Below are 23,621 nucleotides of genomic sequence, written 5' to 3' on the forward strand. Positions count from 1 at the left end.
TTACGTAAATTTAACGAATAATTTTTAAATTTAATAAAAAAATACTATAATAGCGGGTAAATTTTACGAAAAAGGAAACAAAATGCGAAATTTTTTCAAACTGGCGCTTTGCCTCATGTTGCTATCCGGTGCTGCCTTTGCCGAGCTCACGCAAAATCAAAGGGTAAAAACGGCACTCAATATCCTAGATACGTTTGGACAAGATAACGAAAAACTTGCCGAAAAAAATAGAAAAATCAACCTAAAAGACGTCAAGGGCATCGTAATTATCCCGGATCTCGTTAAAAGCGGATTTATAATCAGCGGACATAACGGAAGCGGTATTTTCGTAGCTAAAAACGATGACAACGAGTGGAGCAGCCCGATATTCGTGGATTTTAGAGGCGGCGGCATAGGCGCGCAAGCAGGCTACCAATCAAGCGATTTGATAATACTTTTTAAATCAAGCAGATCTTACGACGGTTTAGTAAACGGTAAAGGCACCCTAGATATTAGCGTCGATGCCGCTATAATGGGAGTCGGCGAAAAAGCTGCCGCGATGACGGATCTACCTGAGATTTCGGCATTTGGCGTATCAAAATCGAAAGAGAGAGGAATATTTTTCGGCGTTAGCCTAAACGCGTCAAATTTAGTTATAAATATGCAAGACACCAACGACTACTACGAGAGAATGTACGCAATCGAAGATATCTACAACAACTCTCCGAAAGACTCAAGATATACTAAAAAGCTAAAAGAAATAATAAATAAATATTTTGAAAGCGAAAAATAAGTTTTAAAAACGGTTTGGCCTAGCGGCTAAACCGTATAAAGAGAGACGAATCTTTTTTTATTAATCGGCGAAAACTGAGTCATATACTCAAACGCCTCTTCATAATCTCCGTCGGTATATTTTGCGACCTCTTCGATAAGTTCGAAAAGCTCTTCATCGTCAAGCGATTCAAAATTGCCTCGGTTTTCTAAAACCTCCAGCAAAACCGCCTCAAGTTCTAGTTCGTCGTACGTCATGGCTTCCCTTTTAAAATTTTTGCGGAATTATGCCAAAATAACCTTTATAACCGCTTAGCCAAAATCTCCATTTTTTGAGAATTGGTCTTAAATTTATCGCATTATCAGCTTTTTTTACTATAATAAAAAGTAATTTTAATCGGCTGAAACGGTGGCAAAATGCACACTTTTGATAAATTTTATATGAAATTTTTAGAGCTTTTACGGGATTACGGATATAAAAATTCCGCCGCAAAAGAGCAAATTTTAAAAATTTTATTTTCCAGCGACGAGCATCTTAGCGCAAGCGAGATACAAACCAAGATCAAAAGCGAATTTAGACGAAACGTGAGCCTCACGGCGATCTATCAGTTTTTAAATTTTTTGCAGGACTTCGGTCTCGTTTTAAGCTTTGAAGAGAACGGGATAAATAAATTCGAGCTAAATTTAAAGTCGCATCACGACCATCTAATCTGCATAAAATGCGGTGCGGCGGAGAGTTTTTTCGATAAATATGTAGAAGAAAAACAAGAACAAATTTGTAAAAATTCAGGCTTTAAACTCGAAGGTCATGCGATGATTTTATACGGAATTTGTCCAAAGTGCCAAAACATATAGCCTATTTTGCGCCTCTTTATCAAAAATGATTTGATAACGATATGCAAAAAAGTTTCAGTTAAATTTAAGCGTGACAAATAGATAATACGCCAAAAAACAAAGGAGAAACATGAGCGCAGCACCACATATACCATCGGAGCTAGTCTTACGCATAGCTTCGTATTTTACGCCGATCCACCACGTCGCAGGCCGTTTAAGAGTCCGCGTCAGCAGCGATATCAAAAAAGAAGCGGACAGCTTGCCGTTAGAAAAAATAGACCAAACGATCAAGCAAATAGACGGCATAAAAAACGTCAAATTTAATAAGCTAATCGGCTCGGCAACGATCGAATACGACCACGAAATTTTCCCGAAAAAGATGTGGGACGATCTGTTAAAAGGCCAAAATTTACACGAAATCTCAGCCCTCATCAATAATCTAGCTCAAAAAGCTACCGGCGGCGCAAGATGAACGAGGAGCTAAAGCAAGCCGCAAATGCGGTGTTTTTACTAGAGTCGCAGGGAGTAAAATTTTACGAAAACGTCTGCAAAAAAGATGAAATTTTTGATCAAATTTTAGCGGTTAGGCGAAGCGGGCTGGAACTTTTAAAGCCCTATGCAGACCCCGCCGATCCGCAAGTTTTTTGCGCTTTAGCGTGCGAGGATCTTGACGCTTGCTTTATAAAAGCCCTAAACTACGAGCTTGAGCTAAACGCGTTTTATGAGAATTTGACCGACAGCCTGAGCGATGAAAACTTTAAAGACGTCTGCTTTAGGCTCTGGGCTACGTCAAATAACGAATACATCCCGGCTCTAAAAGCAAAACTGGCTCAAATTTTAGCCGCGCAGTTTCAAGGTGCGGATAACGCAAGCCAAGAGGAGCAGGCGCAAACGGCTCAAAATCCGAACGACAATATCTTAAACGCTTTTGATTCGGATAGCTTTAAACAAATCAGTCAAACGCTAGAGCGCATAGGCTCTGGGCAAGGCAGCAAAGAGGACGCTATCGCGCTTTTAAACAATCCGAATTTTTCATTTTTCGGCGGTTTGGCGCTTGGCGGACTAGCTAGCATGATGCTCAGTAAAAATTTAGATAAAAATAAAGATAAAGAATAAAATTCAACATAAAGGATAAAAAATGGCATTACCGTTTATCGCAGGAGCAATCTTAGGAGGTTTAGCCGTCGCGGCTTTTAACAACAAAGATAAAATCAAATCAACCCTTGAAAACGGACTAGATAAAGGCAAAGAGTTTGCCGAAAACGCAAAAGAATTTGCCGAGAAAAAAATAGGCGAAGCAAAAGAGTACGCCGAGAAAAAATTTGCTAAAACAAGCGAAGAGGCGACCGAAACAAAAAAACGCACAAGACGCACTAGCGCCGAAGTAGCCGCAGAGAAATCTGAAAAAGAAGCCGAGAAAACAAAAGCTAAGAAAAAAAGAGCTCCAAGAGCTAAAAAAGCTCCGGCAAAAGCGGCTACACAAACCGAAATTTTAGCCGAAGATATCGCAAATGCGCTTGAGCCAAATTTAGAAAAATAATAAAGGTATAGAATGAATTTAACATCAACAACTAGACTCCCACTAGATCATATGATAAGCGGCGCGCTAATCGGCGCGATAGCAGCCGGCGGCGTAGGCATACTAAACTATAAAAAAGGCAGCGCAAGCAAGGCCGAAGTAGTCGCAAAAACGACCAAAACCGCGATCCAAGGCGGTATCGTCACGGCATGCGCCATTAGCGCGTCAAACAAACTAGTCTCTGCACGCTATTTTGCCGCGGCAGTCACCGTAGCCGTAGGTATCGCAGGCGTGATAGCGACGGAGAAACTAATCAAAAATTTAGAGGAAAGCAAATGAAAAACCCATACATCAATCAAACTCAAACAGTAAATCAGCTAAACGACGACGGCAGCACGACAACTACGACGACTATGGTAAAAACTACCGGCGCGCCAAGCGCGTTTGACCGCGGCATAAACGACGCGCTAAAGGACTTTATCCCGGCAAATTTTAATGCGGCAGGCTTTATAAAAGGTGCGCTCATAGGCGGCGTCGTGGCATACGTGCTAACAAACGAAAACGCACAAAAAGCGCTATTTTCAGCTATCGCAAAAGGATCAAATTTGCTTCAAGCAGGATTTGAAGAACTAAAAGAGCGATTTGAAGACGTAAAGGCCGAAATTGACTCCCAAAAATAATGTTCGCATCGCGCACCTGACTAAAAACCGCGTGCGCTTCGTCTGCGAACGCATCGGCGAGGACTGTGACGAGAGCCGTTTGGAGGCTCAAATTTCGGAGTTTAGGTACGCAAAAAGCGTCAGGGTAAACAAAAAAGCAAAAAGTATCATCGTCGGCTTTGAGTCAAATTTAAACGAGATCAAAGAGTTCATCGAAAATTTGCCGATCGCAAATTTAAGCAAGCGCAAAAATAGCCCGAGCAAGGCTGAAATTTACAAGGCGGCAACGGCTCTAGCCATCACGCCTCTTATAAACAACAACGGCGTCAAAGCTATGGCTAGCCTGATAGCCGCCGCTCCGCTGTTAAAAGAAGGCGCAAGCGAAGCCGTAAACGAAGGCATAACCTCAAAAGTACTCGAAGCCACCGCAGTGGGCGTGAGCCTGGCTAGGCGCGACTTTTTAGCGGCAAATAGCACAAATCTCATGCTAACCATCGGCGAATACATGGAAGAAAGCGCCGTACACCGCAGCGACGACCTCATCAAAGAGCTAGCCCGCCCGAATATCGAAGAGGTCTGGATCGAGATAAATGATCACGGCAAAAAATCTCTCAAAAAAATCCCGACCGTCGACGTTAAAATAGGCGACATCGTAGTCGTCGGTACAGGCGAGAGCATCGGCATCGACGGCTATATTGTGGAAGGCACCGCAAGCGTAAATCAAGTCTCGATGACGGGCGAAGCAGAACCCGTCAAAAAAGAGCGCGGCGACCGCGTGATGAGCGGAACGGTCGTCGAGGACGGACGCATAAAAATCTGGGCCGAGAGCATAGCAGCCGAAAGCGCGACTGCTAGGATAAAATCCTACATCCAAAGCTCGCTAAACGAAAAATCGGCCGTCGGACTAAAAGCCACGAAGCTAGCCGACAAACTAGTGCCCGTGACGTTAAGCCTAGCCGGCGTTTCGTATCTGCTTAGTCGCGATATGACTCGCGTAGCTAGCGTCTTGCAGGCGGACTACTCCTGCGCGCTAAAGCTAGCCACGCCCGTCGCCTTTAAATCAAGCATCTCAAAAGCCGGCCGCAACGGCGTACTGATAAAGGGCGCTAAAGCTATCGAAGCGCTAGCGAGCGCCGATACTTTCGTCTTTGATAAAACAGGCACGCTAACGCACGGCAGCCTAAGCGTCGTGAAAGTTCACTCGTTTAAAAAAGAATTTACCGAAGCACAGCTGTTAAATTTGACCGCAAGCGCTGAGGAGCACTACTTCCACCCGGTAGCCGAGGCCATCGTAAAGGCCGCGCGCGAGATAGGTTTTCACCACATCCACCACGACGAGGTCGAGTTTATCGTCGCTCACGGCGTAAAAACATACGTAGGCGGCAAAGAGGTCGTGATCGGCTCGCGGCATTTTTTAGAGGACGACGAGCAAATTTCATTTAGCAAACATGAAGAAATCATAAAAAGCGAAGTAGATAGCGGACTCACGCTACTTTACGTAGGCTACGACAAAGAGCTCTTAGGCGTCATCGCTATGCGCGACACCATGCGAGAAAACGCCGCGCAGACACTAGCAAAGCTACGAAAACTAGGCGTAAAAGAGCTCATTATGCTAACGGGCGACGTGCAGTCTAAAGCCGATCAGGTAGCAAGCGAGCTAGGCATCGACAGAGTCTACGCAAACTGCCTACCTACCGATAAAGCAGGCATCATCGAGCAGCTAAAAGCCGAGGGTAAAAAAGTAGCCTTTATCGGAGACGGCATCAACGACGCGCCAAGCCTCACCAAGGCGCATGTAGGCATCAGCATGCAAAAGGGCGCCGACATAGCAAAAGCCACCGCCGACATCAGCCTGCTAAAAGACGACATCGGCTCGGTAGCCGTCGCAAAAGACGTCGCAAATAAAACTATGAGGCTGATAAATACGAATTTTAACGCTACCGTCGGCATAAACTCGCTCATCCTAGCAGGCGCGACGTTTGGGCTATTTAACCCTATCGCCACGGCCGTTTTACACAACGGTACGACGATCGGACTGCTGGCAAATTCGATGAAAGGCGTCAAGATAGGCGCGAAGTAAATTTGAAGGAATGACGGTTGATAGATAAAATTTTAAAATTTATGAACGACGAGATGTCGCTAGCCAACGACTTTTTATACGGCTATTTTTTGGTTATCGTGCTCGTTCTTACCGGTATTTATTTTAGCTATATCACGAGATTCGTGCAGTTTAGGATGTTTTTCGAGGCTTGCAAGGTTTTAGTCGAGAAAAAAGATAAATACAACAAGCACCACCTTACGCCCTTTCAGGCGCTTATGATCTCCACCGCATCGCGCGTGGGCATCGGAAATATCGCCGGCATCTCCGCCGCTATCGTAGCTGGCGGACCGGGCGCGCTATTTTGGATGTGTTTGATGGCGTTTTTGGGCGCTGCTTCGGCATTTGCCGAGAGTACGCTAGCTCAAATTTACAAGACCAAAGATGTATTGGGCTTTAAGGGCGGCCCGGCATACTACATCAAAAACGGCCTAGGCATCAAGTGGATGGCGAGCCTTTTTGCCGTCATTCTCATCATCACGTACGCGTACGGATTTAACGGCCTACAAAGCTACACCATGACCTCCGCCTTTCAAATTTACTACGACCAAAGCGCGGGTGCTACGAGCTTTAGCGATAGCGGCTTGCCCGTGGGTATCGGTATCATCCTAACGGCATTTGCGGCGGTGATGTTTTTTAGCAAGAGCCACGTCATCGGCAAGGTTAGCTCCTACATCGTGCCTTTCATGGCGCTTGCTTACATCCTGCTAGCCTTTATCGCGATCTGCTTAAATTTAGACAAGCTCCCGGCCGTCTTTGATATGATCATGAAAAGCGCCTTTGATTTTAAGGCGATATTCGGCGGATTTGCAGGCAGCGTGATCGTCTACGGTATCAAGCGCGGCCTGTTTTCAAACGAAGCCGGCATGGGTTCTGCGCCAAACGCGGCCGCCGCGGCTCACACTAGCCACCCCGTAAAGCAAGGACTCGTGCAGGCGATGGCGGTTTTTATAGATATGACGATCTGCGTGGCTTCAGGCATGATAGTGCTTTTCTCGCAGGCCTATATCACAAAGCAAACCGGCGCTAGCGGCGAAGTTTTAACCGCGCTTCCTTTGGTGCAGGCCGCGATGCGCGAGTACTACGGCGAGATCGGCCTTCACTTTACGACGCTTGCGGTGGTGCTTTTTGCTATTACCTCGCTGATCGGCAACTACTACTACGCGCAGGCAAATATCAAATACCTTACCAAAAATCACAAAATCGCCCTAGCCTTTAAGCTAACGGCGGTCGCGATGATATTCGTCGGAGCGCAGATGAACCTAACTATCGCCTGGAATATCGCCGATATCACGATGGCGGCGATGGCTACGATAAATATCGCGGCGATCTTTATGCTATCAAAAGTCATGATAAAAGCCCTAAAAGACTACGAATCGCAAAGAAAAGCTGGGCTAAATCCGGAATTTGACCCTGAGAGCATAGGCATCGCAAACACAACTTGCTGGAGGAAAAAATGAACATAAGCGGACAACTTTTAAATTTACAAACCCATAGAAAAGTCGCAAAAATCGGCATGAGCGTCACTCTGGCCACCGTTTGCCTAACGGCGCTAGGGCTTAAAGGCAGAAACAAAAGCCGCTGCGAGAAGCTGCATACGATCGCAGGCATCGCATTCGTCGGCTTTTCACTATATCACGCGGGACTCTACGAAAACGGCATTTTTAGAAATATGATCGTAAACGCAAATAAGAAAAACGCCGAAGCAAAGAGGCTAGCAAGCGATGATAAAGCTTAGCGACGCCGAAATTTTAGCCTATATCGGCGAAGATCTACCCTACTTTGATCTCACGACCTCGCTTCAAGGCATCCGCAAAAACGCCGTTTTAACCATACTGCCGCGCGAGGACGTGACGGTTAGTTGCGTAGACGTCGCGGCGAGTATCGCTAGAGCGCTTGACTGCGAGGCGCAAATTTGCGTCCCAAACTCAGCCGTCGCAGCCGCAAAAAAGCCGATCGTAAAAATCAGCGGCAGCTACGACGACGTGCACAAAGCCTGGAAACTAGCACAAATTTGCCTAGAGCACGCCTGCAAGATCGCCACCTACGCAAGAGCTATGAACGAGACGGCCAAAAGCGTAAATCCAAAATGCGAAATCCTAGCCACGCGCAAGAGCTTCCCGTTTGCTAAGAAATTTTGCCTAAAAGCCGTGCTTGAGGGCGGCTGCGGCATACATAGGCTAAATTTGAGCGATAGCGTGCTATTTTTCAAAAATCACATCAAGGCTTATGGCTCATATGATGAGTTTTTGGCTCAAATTCCAACCTTTAAAGCAAAAGCCCCCGAGCGCAAAATCGCCGTCGAGTGCGAAAATTTAGATGATTGCGAAGCGCTTTTAAAGGCTGGCGCCGACGTCGTGCAGTGTGATAAATTTACGCCGGGGGCGGTAAAGCAAGCGGTAGATCTACGAGATAAAATCGCTCCAAACGCAGCCCTAGTCGCAAGCGGCGGGATAAATCTAAAAAACGTCCGAGAATTTGCTAGCGCCGGCGCGGACGCACTCGTTACGTCAGCTATGTACACGCAAGGCATGGCAGATATCACCGCGGTTTTGGAGTTAGTTTAACGGGTTACAAATTTGTAAATTTGACGAACGATTTAGGCGTCAGTTTATACTGCTATTTTAGAAAAAAATATGAAATCATATCAAGATATAAACAAAGAAACGATAGATAGGTGGGTCAAGGAAGGCTGGGAGTGGGGCAAGCCCATTTCTAGCGAGCAGTATCTGAGTGCAAAAGGCGGTGACTACGTCGTTTTCTTAACGCCGACCGTTCCTGTTCCTAGCGGGTGGCTCGGAAATTTAAAAGACAAGAGTGTCCTGGGACTGGCATCTGGCGGAGGGCAACAAATGCCGATATTTGCGGCTTTAGGCGCAAAGTGTACCGTGTTTGACCTATCATCCGAGCAAATAAAATCCGAACTTTCGGTAGCCGCTAGAGAGGGCTATGAGATAAACGCTCTGCAGGGTGATATGACTAAAGCTTTTCCTTTTGCGGACGAGGCTTTTGACGTTATTTTCCATCCCGTCTCAAACTGCTACGTAGAGGACGTGGAGCATATTTTTAAAGAAGCTTATAGGGTTTTAAAAAAGGGCGGCGTCTTGCTTTCTGGGCTAAACAACGAAATCAACTATATCGTCGATGGCAATGAGGAGCGGATAGTTTGGAGTATGCCGTTTAATCCGCTAAAAGACGAAAAAGCTATGGATTTTATGGTTTCGCAAAAATCGGGAGTGCAATTTTCTCATAATCTAACCGAGCAAATAGGCGGGCAGCTAAAGGCCGGCTTTACACTCGTCGATATATACGAAGATACGAACGGCACCGGCAGGCTACATGATCTGAATATAAAAACGTATATCGCTACTAAATCGGTTAAATAAATTTAATTCTACGTCGCCGTATAACGAAAAACCTAGCCGCTCATACGAACGGCTTAAGCTTCACAAACTTATCTCTTTTATATCGGCGATTTTAAGGAATTCCGCGTAAATTTGCCCTACGAGCGCAAGGCGGTTTTTACGCACGAGCTCGTCCTCGGCGTTTATCATCACGTTGTCGAAAAACTCGTCTATCGCAGCTTTTAGACCGAAAAGATTTTTTAGGCGTTCGCTGTATGAGCCGACGGCTTTTACTGCGGCCTTAAAGGCGTCGTTTAGCTTTTTCTCGCTCTCGTTTTCAAATTTCGCCTCATCTACAGAGCCGAAATTTTCATCTTTTATGATATTTGCTAGACGCTTAAACGTGCTGAAATTTTGCCTAAAGTCCTCCGCCGCGCAGATCGCACCTAGAGCCTCTATCGCCTCGCACTGCGCGAGTATGTCGCCCTTTTTGCTAGCCAGGCAGGCCTTTACGACGGACGGGTTCACGTCAAAAAATGTATAAAGTCTATCGAAAATGAAATTTATCAGCGCATCGACGTCAAATTTAGCATACCCCTCCGCCGTCTCGCGCAAAAACGCCGCGATGTCAAAGTTTAGATTTTCGTTTTGGATGATCTTGATGACGCCGTTAGCCGCGCGGCGCAGTGCATACGGGTCTTTGTTGCCGCTTGGGATTTTACCCGCGCTAAAGAGCCCTATTAGCGTCTCAAGCTTTATCGCGAGCGCGACGACGGAGCTAAAGATAGTGCTAGGTAGCGCGCTAGCCTCGCCGCTCGGCAAATACTGCTCCTTGATCGCGGTTACGACGTTTTCGTTTTCGCCCTTAGCCGCCGCGTAGTAGCCGCCCATCACGCCCTGAAGCTCGGTAAATTCATACACCATCTGCATGGTTAGATCAGCCTTGCTCAGCATCACGGCGCGTTCCAGCAGCGCCTCGTAGCCCTCTCCTGCGCACGCTTTTAGACGATCGGCGCAGATTTTAGCCAGCCGTTTTGCAACGCCTAGCTCGCGCACGCTTTTGTCAAATGTGCTGCCAAGCTCCTTTAGATAGGTGATATTTTTTAGCTTTTCAGGGCCAAACTCATGCGCTAGGTCGCTGCGCCAGAAAAACATCGCGTCGCTAAGCCTCGCGCGAAGTACTTTTTCGTTACCCTTTACGATGAGTGCTGGCTCTGGCGATATAGCGTTGCTGACGACCACGAAGCGATTAGCGAGCTTGCCTCTCTCAAAAACGGGAAAATACCTCTGATTTTCCTTCATCGAGGTGATAATGACCTCGCTAGGCACCTCCAAAAACTCCCGCTCAAAGCCCCCAAGCAGCGCGGTCGGATGCTCGGTGATCGCTACGACTTCGTCTAGCAGCGCCTCGTCCACCTCGACCGTTACGCCGTTTTTGACTTCGATTTGTTTAAATTCGCTCAAAATTTTCTCTCGGCGCGCATTTTGATCGAGAATTACGCCGATTTTAGGCATCGCGGCGAAATAATCTTTTGCGTTTTTGACGGTAAATTTATCGTAGCTTACGCTTCTGTGCATAAAAATACTATTGCCGCTTTCCACGTCAAATTTGTTAAATTTAACGACCTCGTCTCCAAGCAAGCACAAAAACGAGCGTACCGGGCGGATAAACTCGAATTTACCATCGCCCCAGCGCATAGATTTGCCAAAATTTAAGCCGAGCAAAAACTTCTCGATCATATCGCCCAGAAGCTCAGAGCTAGGCTTGCCCGCAACGGGCTTTTTATAGTAGAGCACCTCTTTGCCACCGACGGTTTCAAATTTTAGCTCAGACTCCTCGATACCGCATTTTTTAGCAAAGCTTAGCGCGGCAGGCGTCCATGCGCCGTCTTTTTGCGCGACTTGTCTGGGCGCACCGATAAACTCGCTATATCCGTCCTCCTGGCGCACCGCAAATTTTGGGTGATAAAACGCGATCCTGCGCGGCGTGTAGTAAAACTCGCACTCGCTATCCAGGCCGTTTTGCGCTAGCGTCTCGCGCCATTTTGCCGCGACGTTGCCGCACTCTTTTAAAAACGGGATCGCCGGCAGCTCCTCGACGCCGATCTCCACGATCAGTTCTTTTGTTTCGCTCATTTTTTATCCTTTTTTAAATTTTGTCTTCTTTTGCTTCTCTCAAGCGTCTGCGTGACGAATCCGCGCATCAAAAATATCATAAAAAGCACGAATGCGCCCAGTACTAATGCGTCAATTATTCTCATTTTCTATCCAAATTTGAGTTTCGTTTTTGTAGCTCACAACGCGAACGGAGGTGAAAATCGCCTCTTTTTCGTTGTGCGGTTTGCCCTTAGCGCCGTAAATTTTGATATCTCCGTAAGGCGTGTAGAGTCTGCCGTTTCGCACTTCGCCGCCGATACGGCTAAACACGTCGCCAGGGCGCGCTTGCTTTAGGTTTTTAGCCTCCAACATCTGCTCACGCGGATCTTGCGTTTCGTCATAAATTTTTACCACATAATGCGAGCTGATCTCAAGATTTCCCTTAAACTCGTCTAGGCGGTTTACCGCTACGTCCATGGCCTGGCCGGGCTTTGCGTCGTTTTTTGGCTCATAAACGTAAATGCCGCGCTTATCTTGCGCTAGCGTAAAGCCCTTTTTATCTTTTTGAACGACCGTAGCGCGTTTTAACAAAACAGGCAAATTTGACTTCTTTGACAGCTCGCCGACCCGCGCCTCGGCTATATGTTGCAGCGTATTTTTAGCGTTTTTATCAAAATTTAGCCTAAAAACCAACGCGAAATGATCCGAAATTTGTGCCCCGCTCTGCTCAACCTTAAAGCTGTTTAAAACGTAGTTTTGACTAAGCGCGTCTTTTGAGAGTAGGACGTGATCGAGCGCATTTAGGCTCGTGTGCGAGTAGCGCTCGTGCTTTGGCAAAAACGCCCAAAGATTGGCTAAATTTTTACTAGCCATAAGATCGCCAAGCAGCTCTTTATCTCCGTAAGGCGTATTAAAATCGCCCAAAACCACGACCTTTTCGGTATCCGTTAAGGCTGATTTTAGCGTGATAAAAGCCGTTTTTCTCTGCTTTAAAGGATTTTTTCTAGCCGGAAAATGTAAATTTAAAAGGCTAAATTTTTGCCCATCAGCTTCAAAATCAAGCTTTAAAATGTCTCTTGTTTTTACGTTTGGAACGCTAAAGATCTGCGTTTTTTCAGGCTTTACGCGAGAGATGACGGCTAGGCCTACGGGGCCGTTTTTACCCTTTGAAAAGGCAAAATATTTATACCCCGTCTCCTTCATCAGCTCTTTTAAAATCATTTCGTTTTCTATCTCTTGAAGCGCGATGATATCGGCGTTTAGCTCTTTTATCTTTGCGCTTACGGCTTTAAATTTGGCGCTCGCTTTTTTCTCGTTCCATTCCGATTTGCCGACGACGAAATCCTTATACTCGCTGCCGTCGTTTTTGGCGTCAAATAAATTTTGCGCGTTAAAAGTAGCGATCTTTAGCTCGGCGCCCGCCGCAAAAACGGCGAAAAATAGCGCCGCAAAAAAGAGCGCAAAGAGCCTATCTGCCGCAAATTTCATAGCGCGCTTCCAAGGCCTGACTGGGCGAAATTTTGCCTGATGGCCTCGTACGCGATGATGCCCGCGCTCGTGGCTAAATTTAAACTCCTGCCGTGCTCGCCCATCGGGATTTTGATCGCGTTTGCGAAATTTCGCTCCATCAGCTCCATAGGCAGCCCCGTACTTTCGCCGCCGAAAAACAAAAAGTCGCCCTTTTTAAACTCCGCTTCAAAATAAAATTTATGAGCCTTCGTCGTGGCGTAAAAAAATCTATCCTCATAAGCGGCGTTTGCGCACAAAAACTCGTCCAAACTCTCCCAGATCACCGGATTTAGCAGTGCCCAGTAATCAAGACCCGCGCGCCTAACGGCCTTTTCGCTGATGTCAAAAACGGTCGGCTTGATTATGTGTAGCTTAAGGTTTGCATTTACGCACATGCGCCCGATCGAGCCCGTATTTTGGGGGATTTGAGGATGAACGAGGACGATATTAAACATTAAAAAGCCGCCTTAGCCTGCGTTTTAAAAGACGCAAAAGCGCTTGTCTGGCCGCGTAAATTTGAGCTTTTTACAAGGTTTGTAAAATTTAAAAAATTATTTTTTAAGTTGTATTTAAAAACATCGCCGCAAGCGTATCGCGACGGCTCTTTTTTGTTTTGAAAATTTATAATTGAGATTTTTTCCACTTTCGCCTCTTTAAAATAGGGCTTGATTTTAGCTAATTTGCGCTTTTAACTAGGTTAATTTTTAAGCGCGGCTTGACTTTTCGTTTAAAAATTTATCTATCGCCAAGTCCTGCCTGCGCCTTATTTCGGCACCGATCTGCGCGCCTTTAAAGCCTTGCTTTAAAATCTCCGCCGTGTTGGTAGCGGGCTCAAATTTAGCCTCATAAACGCCTAAATTTTTGGCTCTTTTTATGAGGCTGGGCGAGTTTAGCCCGAGCCAGCTTTTTAGCGGTTTATCTAGCGCAATTTTAAGCAGCTCGCCGTCGCTTGGGCGCTGCGAAAAAAACGGCTCTTTAACGCAGGCTTCAAAGCTTTTCGGCAGTCCTAAATCGTAAAAATTTTTAACGCCGAAATAGCCGTTTAAAAGATACAAAAACTCGCGCTCGTCTTTTTTGCCGTTTTGTTTGGGTAGAAATTTGACCGCGCTTTTTAGCTTTACGGCAAATTTTTCCGCCTCGGCGCGGCTTAAATTTAGTTCGAAAATTTTACCCAAAAGACCCAGTTTATAAAGATATAAAAAGCCGATTTCTTGAAATTTAGCGCCGAAAAGCTTCATTAGCTCGCCGTTTATGCGCTCTCGGCTAAGATCTGAGATGCTTAGGCGTTTCATCAGCCGCAAACTATCGCGCGCGATACGGAAATTTAGCCGTGCGCTAAACTGAACCGCCCGCAGTACGCGCAGGCTATCTTCGGCGAATTTTTCATCGTCGATATGGCGCAAGATACCGCGTTTTAGGTCGCGCTCTCCGCCGTAAAAGTCCAAAAACGAGCCGTCAAAGATATTTATCATCATCGCGTTTACGGTAAAGTCTCGGCGCAAAGACGCCGCGCGCTCATCATCGGCGTAAGCGACCTCAAACGCTTTGTGCCCTTCGCCGGTTTTGTTTTCGGTTCGCGGTAAAGAAAGATCGAAATTTTTAAATTTATAAACGAAGTAGTTTTTGCCCACGCCGCAAGCGCCGATTTGCGCCATCAGCGCGTCAAATTTAGCCAGGTCGATGCCGTAAATTTCAACGTCAAAGTCGGATATTTTTTTACCGAGCATCGCGTCGCGAACGCAGCCGCCGACGATATACGCGCGCTTGGTGTAGGGTGCTAGAAAATCTCGCAACCATTTTAGATTTTTATTTTTGCAGATTTTCGAGCCGATTTTCGACATTTGCCAGCACGAATTCTAAAAATTTAAGCGTGAGCGAAAGCCTGTCTTTTAGATTTTCCTCACTCGTCGCGTTTAGCCCCTCAAAAAGCACCAAAATGCGCTCTTTTAGGTTTTTTAGAAATATCTCCTCGCCCGTAAAATTTGCAACCTCGACTTCAAAGGCTTTTTGCGGCGCAGTGCTCGCGACGACCTCCCGGACGGCGTCAAATTCTGCCGAGGTTTTTTGCGAGTTTACCGCGCTATCCAAAGCCGCCTCAAACTCGCTAGCCTCGTCCGCTACGCTTATCTCGCCTACCAAATTTGCAAGCCCGGCGGCATTGGTCAAATTTACGTCACCGCTTGACGCGGGAACGCCCCCCAAATTTAACCCGTTTTCAGCCTCGTGAGCGTCTAAGTTTTCCTGTGCGGCGCTCATTTGCTTTAGCTCCATCGCCACCTCGTCTATCGCCATTTTCGCTATTTCTTCCAGTTTCATAGTTTTATCAGCCACCTTTTAAATTCGGTTATTTCTTCGTCCGTTTTCATCTTGATAAAAAAATCTCGCATCTGCTCGTTTACGCCCGTTTTTTTTCTGCTAAGGCCGCTTAGACGCCTTATCGCGGCGATCGCGGCGGCGTTTGTCGGCTCGCGCTTTAGGATGTTTTTATAAACTATCAGCGCGTCGTCTTTTAGTCCTTGAGCCTCGTAGATTAGGGCTTCTGTGATTGTATTTTTCATTTTTTTATTAGCGAGGCGATGATGCCGCCCATTTCGCTCGTAGAGCAAATTTCTTTAGCGCCAAATTCCGATATATCCTTCGTCCTGTATCCTTGCGCGAGCGCTGCTTTTACGGCGTTTTCGATCGCTTTTGCGGCCTCGTTTTCGCCAAATGAATACCTAAGCATCATCGCAGCACTCAGTATAGTAGCGACCGGGTTTGCGATGCCCTGCCCCGCGATATCGGGCGCGCTGCCGTGGATGGGCTCGTAGATGCCTACCTTGCCTCCGATGCTGGCGCTTGGCAGGAGCCCTATCGAGCCGCACACCATGCTAGCTTCGTCGCTTAGGATATCGCCGAAGAGATTTTCCGTCAAAATCACGTCAAATTTACTAGGCGCGCGCACCAGCTGCATCGCTGCGTTATCGACGTACATAAACTCCAAATTTACCTCCGGATAGCTCTTTGCGACCTCGCTCGTGACCTCTCGCCACAGCTGACTGGTCTCTAGCACGTTTGCCTTATCGACCATGCAGACGCGTTTTTTGCGCTTCATCGCGGTTTCAAATCCGACCTTTGCGATGCGCTCAATCTCCTCGCTCGTGTAGGTCATCGTGTTATAGGCGCTGTTCTCTTTTTTCTCGCGCGGCTGACCGAAGTATATCCCGCCCGTTAGTTCGCGAACCACGATAAAATCGACGCCCTGAAGGACTGACGGCTTTAGCGTGCTAGCGTCAACTAGCTCGTCAAATATCATCGCCGGGCGCAAATTCGCATACGCGCCAAGCTCTTTTCGTAGCTTCAAAAGCCCGCTTTCAGGGCGTAGATGGCGAGGCACACCGTCCCATTTAGGCCCGCCTATGGCCCCGAAAAGCACCGCGTCCGAGTTTAGCGCGCCACTTAGCGTCTCGTTAGGCAAAGGCTCGCCGAACACGTCGATCGCTACGCCGCCCATCAGATAAAAGTTATAGCTAAGCTCAAAGCCGAACTCCGCGCTAGCCGCATCTAGCGCCTTTATCGCCTCATCCACTATCTCAGGGCCGATGCCGTCGCCCTTTATCACCGCTATGTTATAAATTTTAGCCATTTTATATCCTTGTTTTTGCGTATTCTATGAGGCCGCCGCTTTTTAAAAGCTCTTGCATAAACGGCGGTATCGGGCTAAATTTATACTCTTTGCCGCTCGTTAAATTTACGACCGCGCCGTTATCCACGTCGATTTTTAGCTCGTCGCCGGCGTTTATCTCGTCGGTTTCTTTGATTTCCAGTATCAAAAGGCCCGTATTAAAGCTGTTTCTATAAAAAATCCTAGCAAAGCTCTTAGCTATCACCGCGCCTATGCCTGCGGCCTTAAGCGCCAAAGGAGCGTGCTCGCGCGAGCTGCCGCAGCCGAAATTTTCGCCCGCTACGATAACGTCGCCGACGGAGATTTTTTTGCTAAACTCGGGATCGGCGTCCTCCATGATATGAGTGGCCAAGATTTTCTCGTCGGAGGTATTTAGGTAGCGCGCGGCTATGATGATGTCGGTGTCGATATTGTCGCCGAATTTCCAGACTTTTGCTTGTTTCATGATTCGCCTTAAGATTAAATTTGGGCGATTTTATCCAAAAGAAGCTAAATAAACAATCAAAGCGCGACAGCTAGCGGTCGGTGCGGGTAAATTTGAGGTTAAATTTAAACGATTCGGCTCGCGGGTCAAATTTCAAATTTAACATAAAAATAAGCGCGCCGAGGCGGAAATTTAAAGCTGCGTAAATTTGAGCAGTTAGAAAAGGCAAGCTTTAGAGCGGCGGGATTACGGTTAAATTTGATCAAAAAATGGACGAGATATCGCCGAGATACTCGTCCGCAGATTTTTATTTTTATAAATAGTTACGTTTGGTTAAAACAAAACCACCGCTGCCGTTAGACAACCCCAAAGCACGGCTCCGATAGCCATAGTTACGTGAGTTACTGCAGAATCTTTCATTTTTTCTCCTTTATTTTTGGAGAATTATAATTACCTTTTGTGTCCTCAATGTGTCCTTTGTATGACTTTTTAAAATTTCGCGTTAAATTTATGCTTATTTCGTCAAATTTCGCGCCCGCAAGTTAAATTTGCCGCGCAATCAGCCGAGTCTGAGAGTCAAATTTGCCCGCCGAAGAAGCGTAAATTTAAACGATTTTAGCCGCGGTTTTCTTAAATTTTACGCGCGTTTGGGATTTTCACGCTAGCAGTCGTGCCGCGTCCAGGCTCGCTTTCAAGGCTTATCTCACCGCCCAAAAGATAAACTATACGCCGCACGATAGATAGCCCCAGACCGCTACCCTTACCCTTGTGCGACTCCTCGCACTGATAAAATTTATCGTAGATTTTTTCAAGCTTGTTAGCCTCTATGCCCGCCCCCTCGTCGCTAATGCAAACGATAAGCCGCCCGCCTTCTTCTCGGCAGCTCACGCCGATATCGGCGGCTGAGTATTTCAGCGCGTTATCCATCAAATTTACCCAAATTTGCGCTAGCATCGAGGCGTTGCTACGTACGCTCACGGCGACTAGATCTAGATCGAACTCCCGCCCATCGTACTTTTGCATTAGCATCGCCGCGGCCTTTCGCAACTGCTCGTCTACGCGCACGTTTTCGTCCAAATTTACGCCCGCTTGGCTATCTAGGCGCGAGAGTAGCAGCATATCCTCGCACAGCCTGCTTAGCGAGTTTGCCTGCTCTTTTATGAGGTCTAGGTACTCGTTTCTGCGCGCCTTGTCCGTCTCGTCCTGCGCGATCTCGCAGTAGCCGCTGATGACGCTTAGGGGCGTTTTTAGCTCGTGCGAGACGTTTGAAATGAAGTCCTTTTGCATGTAGTCCATTTTTTCCAGCGCCGCCGCGGTCAAATTTATATTTGCCGCCAGCTCGTCTAGCTCGTGCAGATATTCGCTATCTGCGCCGCGCTTGCAGTTTTTACGCGCGACCCTAACGGCAAAGTCGCCTCTAGCGATCTTGCCGGCCGCTAGCCTAAAGTTCTCGACATATCTCAAAAAATAGGCCGATACCGCGTAAAATATCGCTCCGCCCGCGCCCATCACGATAGCGCAAAAGCTGATAATGCCCCAAAACATCCCAAGCTTCATCTCAAATACCCGCTCATAAGCCAGGATGGCCGCCGACGCCGCGACGCAAAGCACGCAAAAGACGAAGATAAACATCGCCGCGGTGTAGGTTTTGAGACTGATTAGGTATTTTTTCTTATTTTGCGTAGTATTCATATTTTATTTCCATTTTTTTGTATAGACCGATCTCTTTTATGTCGCCGTTTTCGTAGTATTTGTCCGCGGGCTTAAATTTGACCGAGGTTTTATGCGTCAAATTCCCCCGCCCGTCCCTCGTTATGTCTTTAAACTGCAAGATTTGCCAGATTTTTGCCTCGGAGCCGAAGTAATTTACCGACGTATACTCCATCTCGTCGCCGTTTGCGGCGTAGTAATAAACCCATTTTGAGTTCGGGGCTTGCGTGATTTTTTCGTATTCGCCGTTTGGCTTGCGCTCGAAGCTTATCTCTATGCCGTGGCGCGGCTCCATATTATTTTCTATCCGCGTTAAAACGCCCTTTTCGTCGTAGACGTAGCTATCGTCCGTCACTAGCGTCCCGCCCGAATATGCCGCCCGAGCGATCATTTTACCGTCCTTGCCGTAAGTGGTTTTCTCCGTGCGGGGGTAAAATTTATCCTCAACATGCTGCTCTTTGGCCGTCGCGACTAAATTTTCGCCGTCAAATTCGTATTCGTAGAGATAAACGGCGCTATCTTGGTATTTTTTGCGTATTAGCCCGTCTTTACCGTACTCAAACAAAACCGAGCTGTTCGGCACGCCGTTTATATGCTCGGTTTCTCGCAGTATATAGCCGTTTTCGTTAAACTCCGTCCGCTTTACGCGCGTATTTTCTAGCGCGCCCGAGCCGTCTATAGAGTATTCGTACTCCGTAGCCGTCATGCTTTTAACCTCGCCTTTTAGATCCTTTTTGCTCCAGTCGCTTTCTGGTAAAACGGCCGAGTTTAGATAGCAAACAGCCGATACCGCCGCGAAAATAGCTTTTAAAATTTTCACTTTATCTTCCCTGCCCCTCACTCGTAAATTTCACCCTTATAGCCGATGCCGCGCACCGTAGCTATCTCAAAGTCCGTGCAGTTTTCTAGCTTGCGGCGTAGTTTTTTTACGTGCGTATCGACCGCGCGCTCGTCGCTATCCGTGTCGTAGCCCCAGATTTCTTGCATGACTTCTAGGCGAGTGAAAATTTTGCCCGGGTTTGAGAGCAGTAAAAAGAGCAGATAGAACTCCTTTGGCGCGAGCTCTACGGCCTCACCGCCGATTTTTAGGCTAAGAGCCGCATAGTCTAGCTCGGAGTTTTTAAACTTCAGCCGCTTGCCGCTAGCGATCTTGGCTCGGCGCAAAAGCGCGTTTATGCGTAAAATCAGCTCCTTTAAATTTAAAGGCTTGCTCATATAGTCGTCCACCCCCGTGACAAAGCCCTTCTCCATGCCCTCCATGCCGCTTTTTGCCGTTATCATTAGCACCGGCAGCGACTCGTCTAGCAGCTTGATTTGTTTGGTTAGCTCGTATCCACTAAGTCCGGGCATCATGATATCGGTGACGACAAGATCGGCGCGCTCGCCCTCTAGTAGCTTTATAGCCTGCTCCCCGTCAAAAGTCGCAAGCGGCAAAAAGCCCTCCTGTGCGAGCTTTAGGCAGATTATTTTATTTAAATTTTCGTCATCCTCGGCGACTAAAATTTTAAACATTTACTTTCCTTAAATTTGCCCCGAATTTAACGGGCAAAGCGATAATTTTTGTCCTATTTTATCAAATTTAACGAGAAACGGGCGGGTAAATTTAGCGAAACATCATCAAAACGCCGATAGTGCAGATAACGACGGCGGTAAAAATCTCCAAAAGACGCAGGTGAGTTTGCAAAAATTTCTTTAGTATCGCGCCGCCAAAAGCATAGATGCTAAGCGAGCAAAACTCGATAAAAACGAGCGTAACCGTGATAGAGAGTATGCGAGGCAGGCTAAAAGGATCGTTCGCATCCAAAAAAGTCGGCAGCAAGGCCGATAGAAAAATCCACGCCTTAGGATTTGAGATGCAGACCACGGCGCCGTTTAAAAACATCTGCTTTTTGCTCGGCAGCTGCGAAACCTTCGTGATACTAAGCTGTCCTTTGCTAAAAAACAGCATAGCGCCCAGATACAGCAGATAAAGCCCCGCGATGATGTTTAAAACCTTAAACGCGAAGCTGTAATGCGCCAAAACGGCGCCCACGCCCAGCATACAGCAAATACCCACGAAGGCCAAAGACGCCAGCTGCCCCGACATCATCGGTAGCGCGCGCACGTAGCCTAGGCTCATGCCGATACTCATCGCGTAGGTCATGTTGATACCGGGCATCAGGCTAATCGGGAAAAACGTAACGGCAAAAAGTAGGTAGTTCATAAAGCGCCTTAAATTTTAAAGAAATAGTAAATCAAATTTAATAAATTTAAGATAAAAAACGGCGGCCAAACGGCGGAAATTTAGCAAAATTTGCTTAAGGCGTCGTTTGCTTTTTTGGGTCGCGGCGCGAAATTTGCTTTTTATGTGCAGGCAAGGAAATTTACCTGGCTTTACGGCGGCTTTTGCTTGCGTTTTTTGAGGCGCAGAGCATAAATTTAGCAAGCCGATCTTTGAGCACACAAATTTAAATCCGCAAATTTGACTTTATGTATCGGGCTTAAATTTACCCCGCAAAACGGCTCCAACGCCAGCCGACCGTTTAGCGGGTTTTGCGGTAAAATTTAGAAATCTAAGCTATCACGATCAGCACGCCAAGTCCATTGTCGGCGGCCTTTTGATAAAAGCTCAAAAGGCCGTTAAAATGCTCTTTTAGCTCGGCTTTGATATCCTCAAATTCGCTCTCGTGCTCCCATATCTCGGGGTATGTACCCGCCTCGCCGAAGTCCGCAAAATCTACGTTTGCTAAAAGCGCGTCGATATCGGCACCAGACATCGCTTTGGCTACGGCTTTCACATCATCATCGTCGATATAAGATACCGCCTCGCTCCCCTCCTCACCCGCCATGCCGCGTCCAAATATCGCCCAGCTAAGCGGATTTGGCGTCGCGAAAACCTCGCCCGCACTCATCGCCTCGAACATATTTTTGCCCGTTAGCGTTTTATGCATCGCGTCCCACATTTTATCTAGGTCGTATTCGTCCAGCGCCTCGCCGTCGCCGCCGTCGTTTTTGATCGCCTCGATAACCTCTTGCGCATAGGCGTAGTAGTGCGCGCTCATTCCCATTTTCGCTCCTTAGTTAAAATCAAATAAAGTCTCAAATTTAAGGCAAATTTGCCGCGAGCAGCAAACTAAAACGTCATCACCTGATCGCACTCCGCGACCCAGCTAGCAAGGATATCCATGCTGCCTTTTATCTCGCTATCAAAATACGGCTCTCCCGCGTGCAGACCGCATCTAGCCTCGCAGCTGCCGCAGACTTTTAGCGCTACGCCGTTTGCGTGTAGCTCTTTTAGTTTCGCCACGAGATCAAAGTCGTAGTTTTCGGGCTTTTGCGTGCTATTTCGCGCGAGATCTACAGCGTCGTTCATCAAAAATATCCTAACGTATTCGCCCCTGTTTTTGAGCGCTCCCGCTAGCCGCAATGCGTTATACGCGTTGTCCGTGCCGTTATAGGGCTGATTTGTGAGAATGAGTAGAAATTTTTTCATTTTGTGCTCCTTTTGCTACTTTTACTAGCTTCGCTTAAAAACCTCGCCTTTGCGGCGCCGCTGGTTTTTGCGGTACAAACAGTGCAAATTTTAGCTAAGTTGTGCGTAAAGTATCTTAAATTTGAGCTCAAATTTGAAATAAATTCGTCGCAGTAAAAGCCGCCGAAAAATGAAATTTATAAAAGAGACGGCGGACCGTAAATTTAGCAAATCCGCCGTAATATTAAATAAGTGAAAGTATCGCAAAGCTAGGCGAGGCGAATTTTGCTTCGCGAATGAGGCGGGCTTATCGTTCGCCTTAGTGAAGCGAAGTAAAATTCAATGATGCATAGCAATACGAGACGCCGCACAAAAATAAAACGCAAGTATCGCGAGATGATTTTGAGAGTTGTGCAGAAATTTTAAGTCAAGGCTAGACACGTAGTCTGCCGCAGACTTAAAATTTCAAATCTCTCTCAAAAGCGCCCGCGAGACGCCGTGCGCTTAGTGAGTTAGGAAAAGCTCCTGGATCTTAGCCTTATCCGTAGTCTGCGTAAGCGCAAGCATCAAGAGCACTCTAGCTTTTTGCGCGTTTAGGTTGTCGCTAGCTAAAAAGCCGTATTTGCCGTCGTCTACCTCGCCGTTTAGCGTGGTCTCGCCGCTACCTACGCGTGAGTCGCGCACTACCACTACCCCGCCTTTGACCGCTTCGCCTAGAGCCTCAAGCGCGCTTGGAAATGGATTTCCGTTACCCATGCCTGCATTTACGATGCCTTTAGCTCCGTTTTTGACGGCTAAATTTACGAAGTCCGGATTGTCGTTTGAGTGACTGTAGATGATATCTACTCTTGGAAGCTCCTTAATCTTCGTGATGTCAAATGCCGAATTTACGGTGTGTTTGCGAACCGGATTCATATAAAATTTGACGTTGCCGTAAAACACGGTGCCGATCTTGCCGCTGTTTGGAGATTTAAATGTATCGACCGCGGTAGTGTTGGTTTTAGTTACCTCTCTAGCCGCGTGGATCTCGTCGTTCATCACGACTACTACGCCCTTGCCTGCGGCTTCTTTGCTCATCGCGACGTTTACGGCGTTAAAGATATTTAGAGGGCCGTCCGCGCTTAGCGAACCGCTGTTTCTCATAGCACCCACCATAACGATAGGTTTATCGCTTTTGACGACTAAATTTAGAAAATACGCCGTCTCCTCCATCGTATCGGTTCCGTGCGTGATGACGACGCCGTCGGCCTTGCCGCTAGTTAGCAGCTCGTTTACTCTGTTTGCGAGCTTAAACCAAACTTCGTTATTCATCTCTTGAGAGCCGATGTTTGAGATCTGCTCGCCTTTGATGGTCGCTATCTTGTTGATTTCAGGTACCGCGGCGATCAGTTTATCGACCGTAACGGTTCCAGAAGTATAGCTCGTATCAAGAGCACCAGAGCCGCTGCCGGCTATCGTGCCGCCAGTTGCCAAAATGTAAATAGTAGGCTTTGCAAAAGCCAAAGTCGCTCCTAAAAGCATGAAAATCACCGCCTTTACCGCAAAACGCATGTTTGCTCCTT

The 23,621-nt window shown here is 47.1% G+C and carries 29 protein-coding genes; 12 read left to right on the plus strand and 17 right to left on the minus strand.

Annotated features, from left to right (window positions below; all coding sequences use genetic code 11):
- Window positions 1–82: 82 nt before the first annotated feature.
- The gene (locus tag RWM02_RS02325) at window positions 83–772 is read left to right on the plus strand and encodes a lipid-binding SYLF domain-containing protein (RefSeq protein ID WP_122863057.1); all 690 of its coding nucleotides are present in this window, start codon (window positions 83–85) and stop codon (window positions 770–772) included.
- 26 nt (window positions 773–798) lie between these two features.
- On the opposite strand, the gene RWM02_RS02330 is transcribed toward RWM02_RS02325, so the two are convergent.
- Entirely contained in the window at window positions 799–1,008 is a 210-nt protein-coding gene (locus RWM02_RS02330) for a hypothetical protein (RefSeq protein ID WP_002945385.1), read from the minus strand.
- A gap of 159 nt (window positions 1,009–1,167) precedes the next feature.
- Between RWM02_RS02330 and RWM02_RS02335 the strand changes: the two genes are divergently transcribed.
- From RWM02_RS02335 to RWM02_RS02385, 11 genes are all read left to right on the plus strand, one after another.
- Window positions 1,168–1,605, plus strand: a complete 438-nt coding sequence (locus tag RWM02_RS02335) for a Fur family transcriptional regulator (RefSeq protein ID WP_314068828.1) — start codon at window positions 1,168–1,170, stop codon at window positions 1,603–1,605.
- A gap of 109 nt (window positions 1,606–1,714) precedes the next feature.
- The gene (locus tag RWM02_RS02340; protein WP_002946902.1) at window positions 1,715–2,056 is read left to right on the plus strand and encodes an HMA2 domain-containing protein; all 342 of its coding nucleotides are present in this window, start codon (window positions 1,715–1,717) and stop codon (window positions 2,054–2,056) included.
- The gene (locus RWM02_RS02345; RefSeq protein WP_314068830.1) at window positions 2,053–2,700 is read left to right on the plus strand and encodes an aminotransferase; all 648 of its coding nucleotides are present in this window, start codon (window positions 2,053–2,055) and stop codon (window positions 2,698–2,700) included. The genes RWM02_RS02340 and RWM02_RS02345 overlap by 4 nt, the downstream gene beginning before the upstream one ends.
- 22 nt (window positions 2,701–2,722) lie before the next feature.
- Entirely contained in the window at window positions 2,723–3,124 is a 402-nt protein-coding gene (locus tag RWM02_RS02350) for a hypothetical protein (RefSeq protein ID WP_314068832.1), read from the plus strand.
- A gap of 12 nt (window positions 3,125–3,136) precedes the next feature.
- A complete protein-coding gene (locus RWM02_RS02355; protein WP_314068834.1) occupies window positions 3,137–3,442 on the plus strand; it encodes a Cys/Met metabolism pyridoxal-phosphate-dependent enzyme in 306 nt (101 codons plus the stop codon).
- On the plus strand, window positions 3,439–3,783 hold the full coding sequence (locus tag RWM02_RS02360; protein WP_314068837.1) for a YtxH domain-containing protein: 345 nt from the start codon (window positions 3,439–3,441) through the stop codon (window positions 3,781–3,783). Before RWM02_RS02355 ends, RWM02_RS02360 begins: the two co-directional genes overlap by 4 nt.
- Window positions 3,767–5,842, plus strand: a complete 2,076-nt coding sequence (locus RWM02_RS02365) for a heavy metal translocating P-type ATPase (RefSeq protein ID WP_314068839.1) — start codon at window positions 3,767–3,769, stop codon at window positions 5,840–5,842. The genes RWM02_RS02360 and RWM02_RS02365 overlap by 17 nt, the downstream gene beginning before the upstream one ends.
- A 41-nt stretch (window positions 5,843–5,883) precedes the next feature.
- Complete coding sequence (locus RWM02_RS02370; RefSeq protein ID WP_314068914.1) at window positions 5,884–7,320, plus strand: alanine/glycine:cation symporter family protein; 1,437 nt, start codon at window positions 5,884–5,886, stop codon at window positions 7,318–7,320.
- On the plus strand, window positions 7,317–7,598 hold the full coding sequence (locus RWM02_RS02375; protein ID WP_314068841.1) for a helicase: 282 nt from the start codon (window positions 7,317–7,319) through the stop codon (window positions 7,596–7,598). Before RWM02_RS02370 ends, RWM02_RS02375 begins: the two co-directional genes overlap by 4 nt.
- Window positions 7,585–8,427 carry a ModD protein gene (modD, locus tag RWM02_RS02380; RefSeq protein ID WP_314068843.1) on the plus strand — a complete coding sequence of 281 codons (843 nt, stop codon included), beginning with the start codon at window positions 7,585–7,587 and terminating at the stop codon, window positions 8,425–8,427. Before RWM02_RS02375 ends, modD begins: the two co-directional genes overlap by 14 nt.
- A gap of 69 nt (window positions 8,428–8,496) precedes the next feature.
- Window positions 8,497–9,246 (plus strand): class I SAM-dependent methyltransferase, encoded by a 750-nt coding sequence (locus RWM02_RS02385; protein WP_314068845.1) that lies wholly within the window; start codon window positions 8,497–8,499, stop codon window positions 9,244–9,246.
- Between the two features lie 60 nt (window positions 9,247–9,306).
- Here RWM02_RS02385 and glyS read toward each other — a convergent pair whose 3' ends face one another.
- From glyS to RWM02_RS02465, 16 genes are all read right to left on the minus strand, one after another.
- Window positions 9,307–11,340 carry a glycine--tRNA ligase subunit beta gene (gene glyS / locus RWM02_RS02390; protein ID WP_314068846.1) on the minus strand — a complete coding sequence of 678 codons (2,034 nt, stop codon included), beginning with the start codon at window positions 11,338–11,340 and terminating at the stop codon, window positions 9,307–9,309.
- Window positions 11,337–11,465 (minus strand): hypothetical protein, encoded by a 129-nt coding sequence (locus tag RWM02_RS02395; RefSeq protein WP_314068847.1) that lies wholly within the window; start codon window positions 11,463–11,465, stop codon window positions 11,337–11,339. Before RWM02_RS02395 ends, glyS begins: the two co-directional genes overlap by 4 nt.
- Window positions 11,452–12,789: an endonuclease/exonuclease/phosphatase family protein gene (locus RWM02_RS02400; protein WP_314068849.1), complete on the minus strand. Its 1,338-nt coding sequence runs from the start codon at window positions 12,787–12,789 to the stop codon at window positions 11,452–11,454. Before RWM02_RS02400 ends, RWM02_RS02395 begins: the two co-directional genes overlap by 14 nt.
- Window positions 12,786–13,265, minus strand: a complete 480-nt coding sequence (locus RWM02_RS02405) for a tRNA (cytidine(34)-2'-O)-methyltransferase (RefSeq protein ID WP_314068851.1) — start codon at window positions 13,263–13,265, stop codon at window positions 12,786–12,788. The genes RWM02_RS02400 and RWM02_RS02405 overlap by 4 nt, the downstream gene beginning before the upstream one ends.
- A gap of 249 nt (window positions 13,266–13,514) precedes the next feature.
- Entirely contained in the window at window positions 13,515–14,651 is a 1,137-nt protein-coding gene (locus RWM02_RS02410; RefSeq protein ID WP_314068853.1) for a tRNA nucleotidyltransferase/poly(A) polymerase family protein, read from the minus strand.
- Entirely contained in the window at window positions 14,617–15,126 is a 510-nt protein-coding gene (locus tag RWM02_RS02415) for a CiaD-like domain-containing protein (protein WP_314068854.1), read from the minus strand. The genes RWM02_RS02410 and RWM02_RS02415 overlap by 35 nt, the downstream gene beginning before the upstream one ends.
- On the minus strand, window positions 15,123–15,368 hold the full coding sequence (locus RWM02_RS02420) for a hypothetical protein (protein ID WP_122874017.1): 246 nt from the start codon (window positions 15,366–15,368) through the stop codon (window positions 15,123–15,125). The genes RWM02_RS02415 and RWM02_RS02420 overlap by 4 nt, the downstream gene beginning before the upstream one ends.
- Window positions 15,365–16,435, minus strand: coding sequence for a 3-isopropylmalate dehydrogenase (gene leuB, locus RWM02_RS02425; protein ID WP_314068856.1), 1,071 nt, complete (start codon window positions 16,433–16,435; stop codon window positions 15,365–15,367). Before leuB ends, RWM02_RS02420 begins: the two co-directional genes overlap by 4 nt.
- A gap of 1 nt (window position 16,436) precedes the next feature.
- Complete coding sequence (locus RWM02_RS02430) at window positions 16,437–16,919, minus strand: 3-isopropylmalate dehydratase small subunit (RefSeq protein ID WP_122863074.1); 483 nt, start codon at window positions 16,917–16,919, stop codon at window positions 16,437–16,439.
- A 609-nt stretch (window positions 16,920–17,528) separates the two neighbouring features.
- Entirely contained in the window at window positions 17,529–18,590 is a 1,062-nt protein-coding gene (locus RWM02_RS02435) for a sensor histidine kinase (RefSeq protein WP_314068859.1), read from the minus strand.
- Window positions 18,571–19,428, minus strand: a complete 858-nt coding sequence (locus RWM02_RS02440; protein ID WP_314068861.1) for a hypothetical protein — start codon at window positions 19,426–19,428, stop codon at window positions 18,571–18,573. Before RWM02_RS02440 ends, RWM02_RS02435 begins: the two co-directional genes overlap by 20 nt.
- 17 nt (window positions 19,429–19,445) lie before the next feature.
- Window positions 19,446–20,120, minus strand: coding sequence for a response regulator transcription factor (locus RWM02_RS02445; protein WP_314068863.1), 675 nt, complete (start codon window positions 20,118–20,120; stop codon window positions 19,446–19,448).
- 91 nt (window positions 20,121–20,211) lie between these two features.
- A complete protein-coding gene (locus RWM02_RS02450) occupies window positions 20,212–20,811 on the minus strand; it encodes a LysE family translocator (protein ID WP_314068865.1) in 600 nt (199 codons plus the stop codon).
- Between the two features lie 349 nt (window positions 20,812–21,160).
- On the minus strand, window positions 21,161–21,655 hold the full coding sequence (locus RWM02_RS02455) for a YfbM family protein (protein ID WP_314068866.1): 495 nt from the start codon (window positions 21,653–21,655) through the stop codon (window positions 21,161–21,163).
- A 65-nt stretch (window positions 21,656–21,720) separates the two neighbouring features.
- The gene (locus RWM02_RS02460; protein WP_314068868.1) at window positions 21,721–22,080 is read right to left on the minus strand and encodes a DsrE/DsrF/TusD sulfur relay family protein; all 360 of its coding nucleotides are present in this window, start codon (window positions 22,078–22,080) and stop codon (window positions 21,721–21,723) included.
- A gap of 483 nt (window positions 22,081–22,563) precedes the next feature.
- A complete protein-coding gene (locus RWM02_RS02465; protein WP_122863081.1) occupies window positions 22,564–23,610 on the minus strand; it encodes a type II asparaginase in 1,047 nt (348 codons plus the stop codon).
- Window positions 23,611–23,621 lie beyond the last annotated feature (11 nt).

This window comes from Campylobacter showae (genome assembly GCF_963515975.1).
GTDB classification, from domain to species: domain Bacteria; phylum Campylobacterota; class Campylobacteria; order Campylobacterales; family Campylobacteraceae; genus Campylobacter_A; species Campylobacter_A showae_F.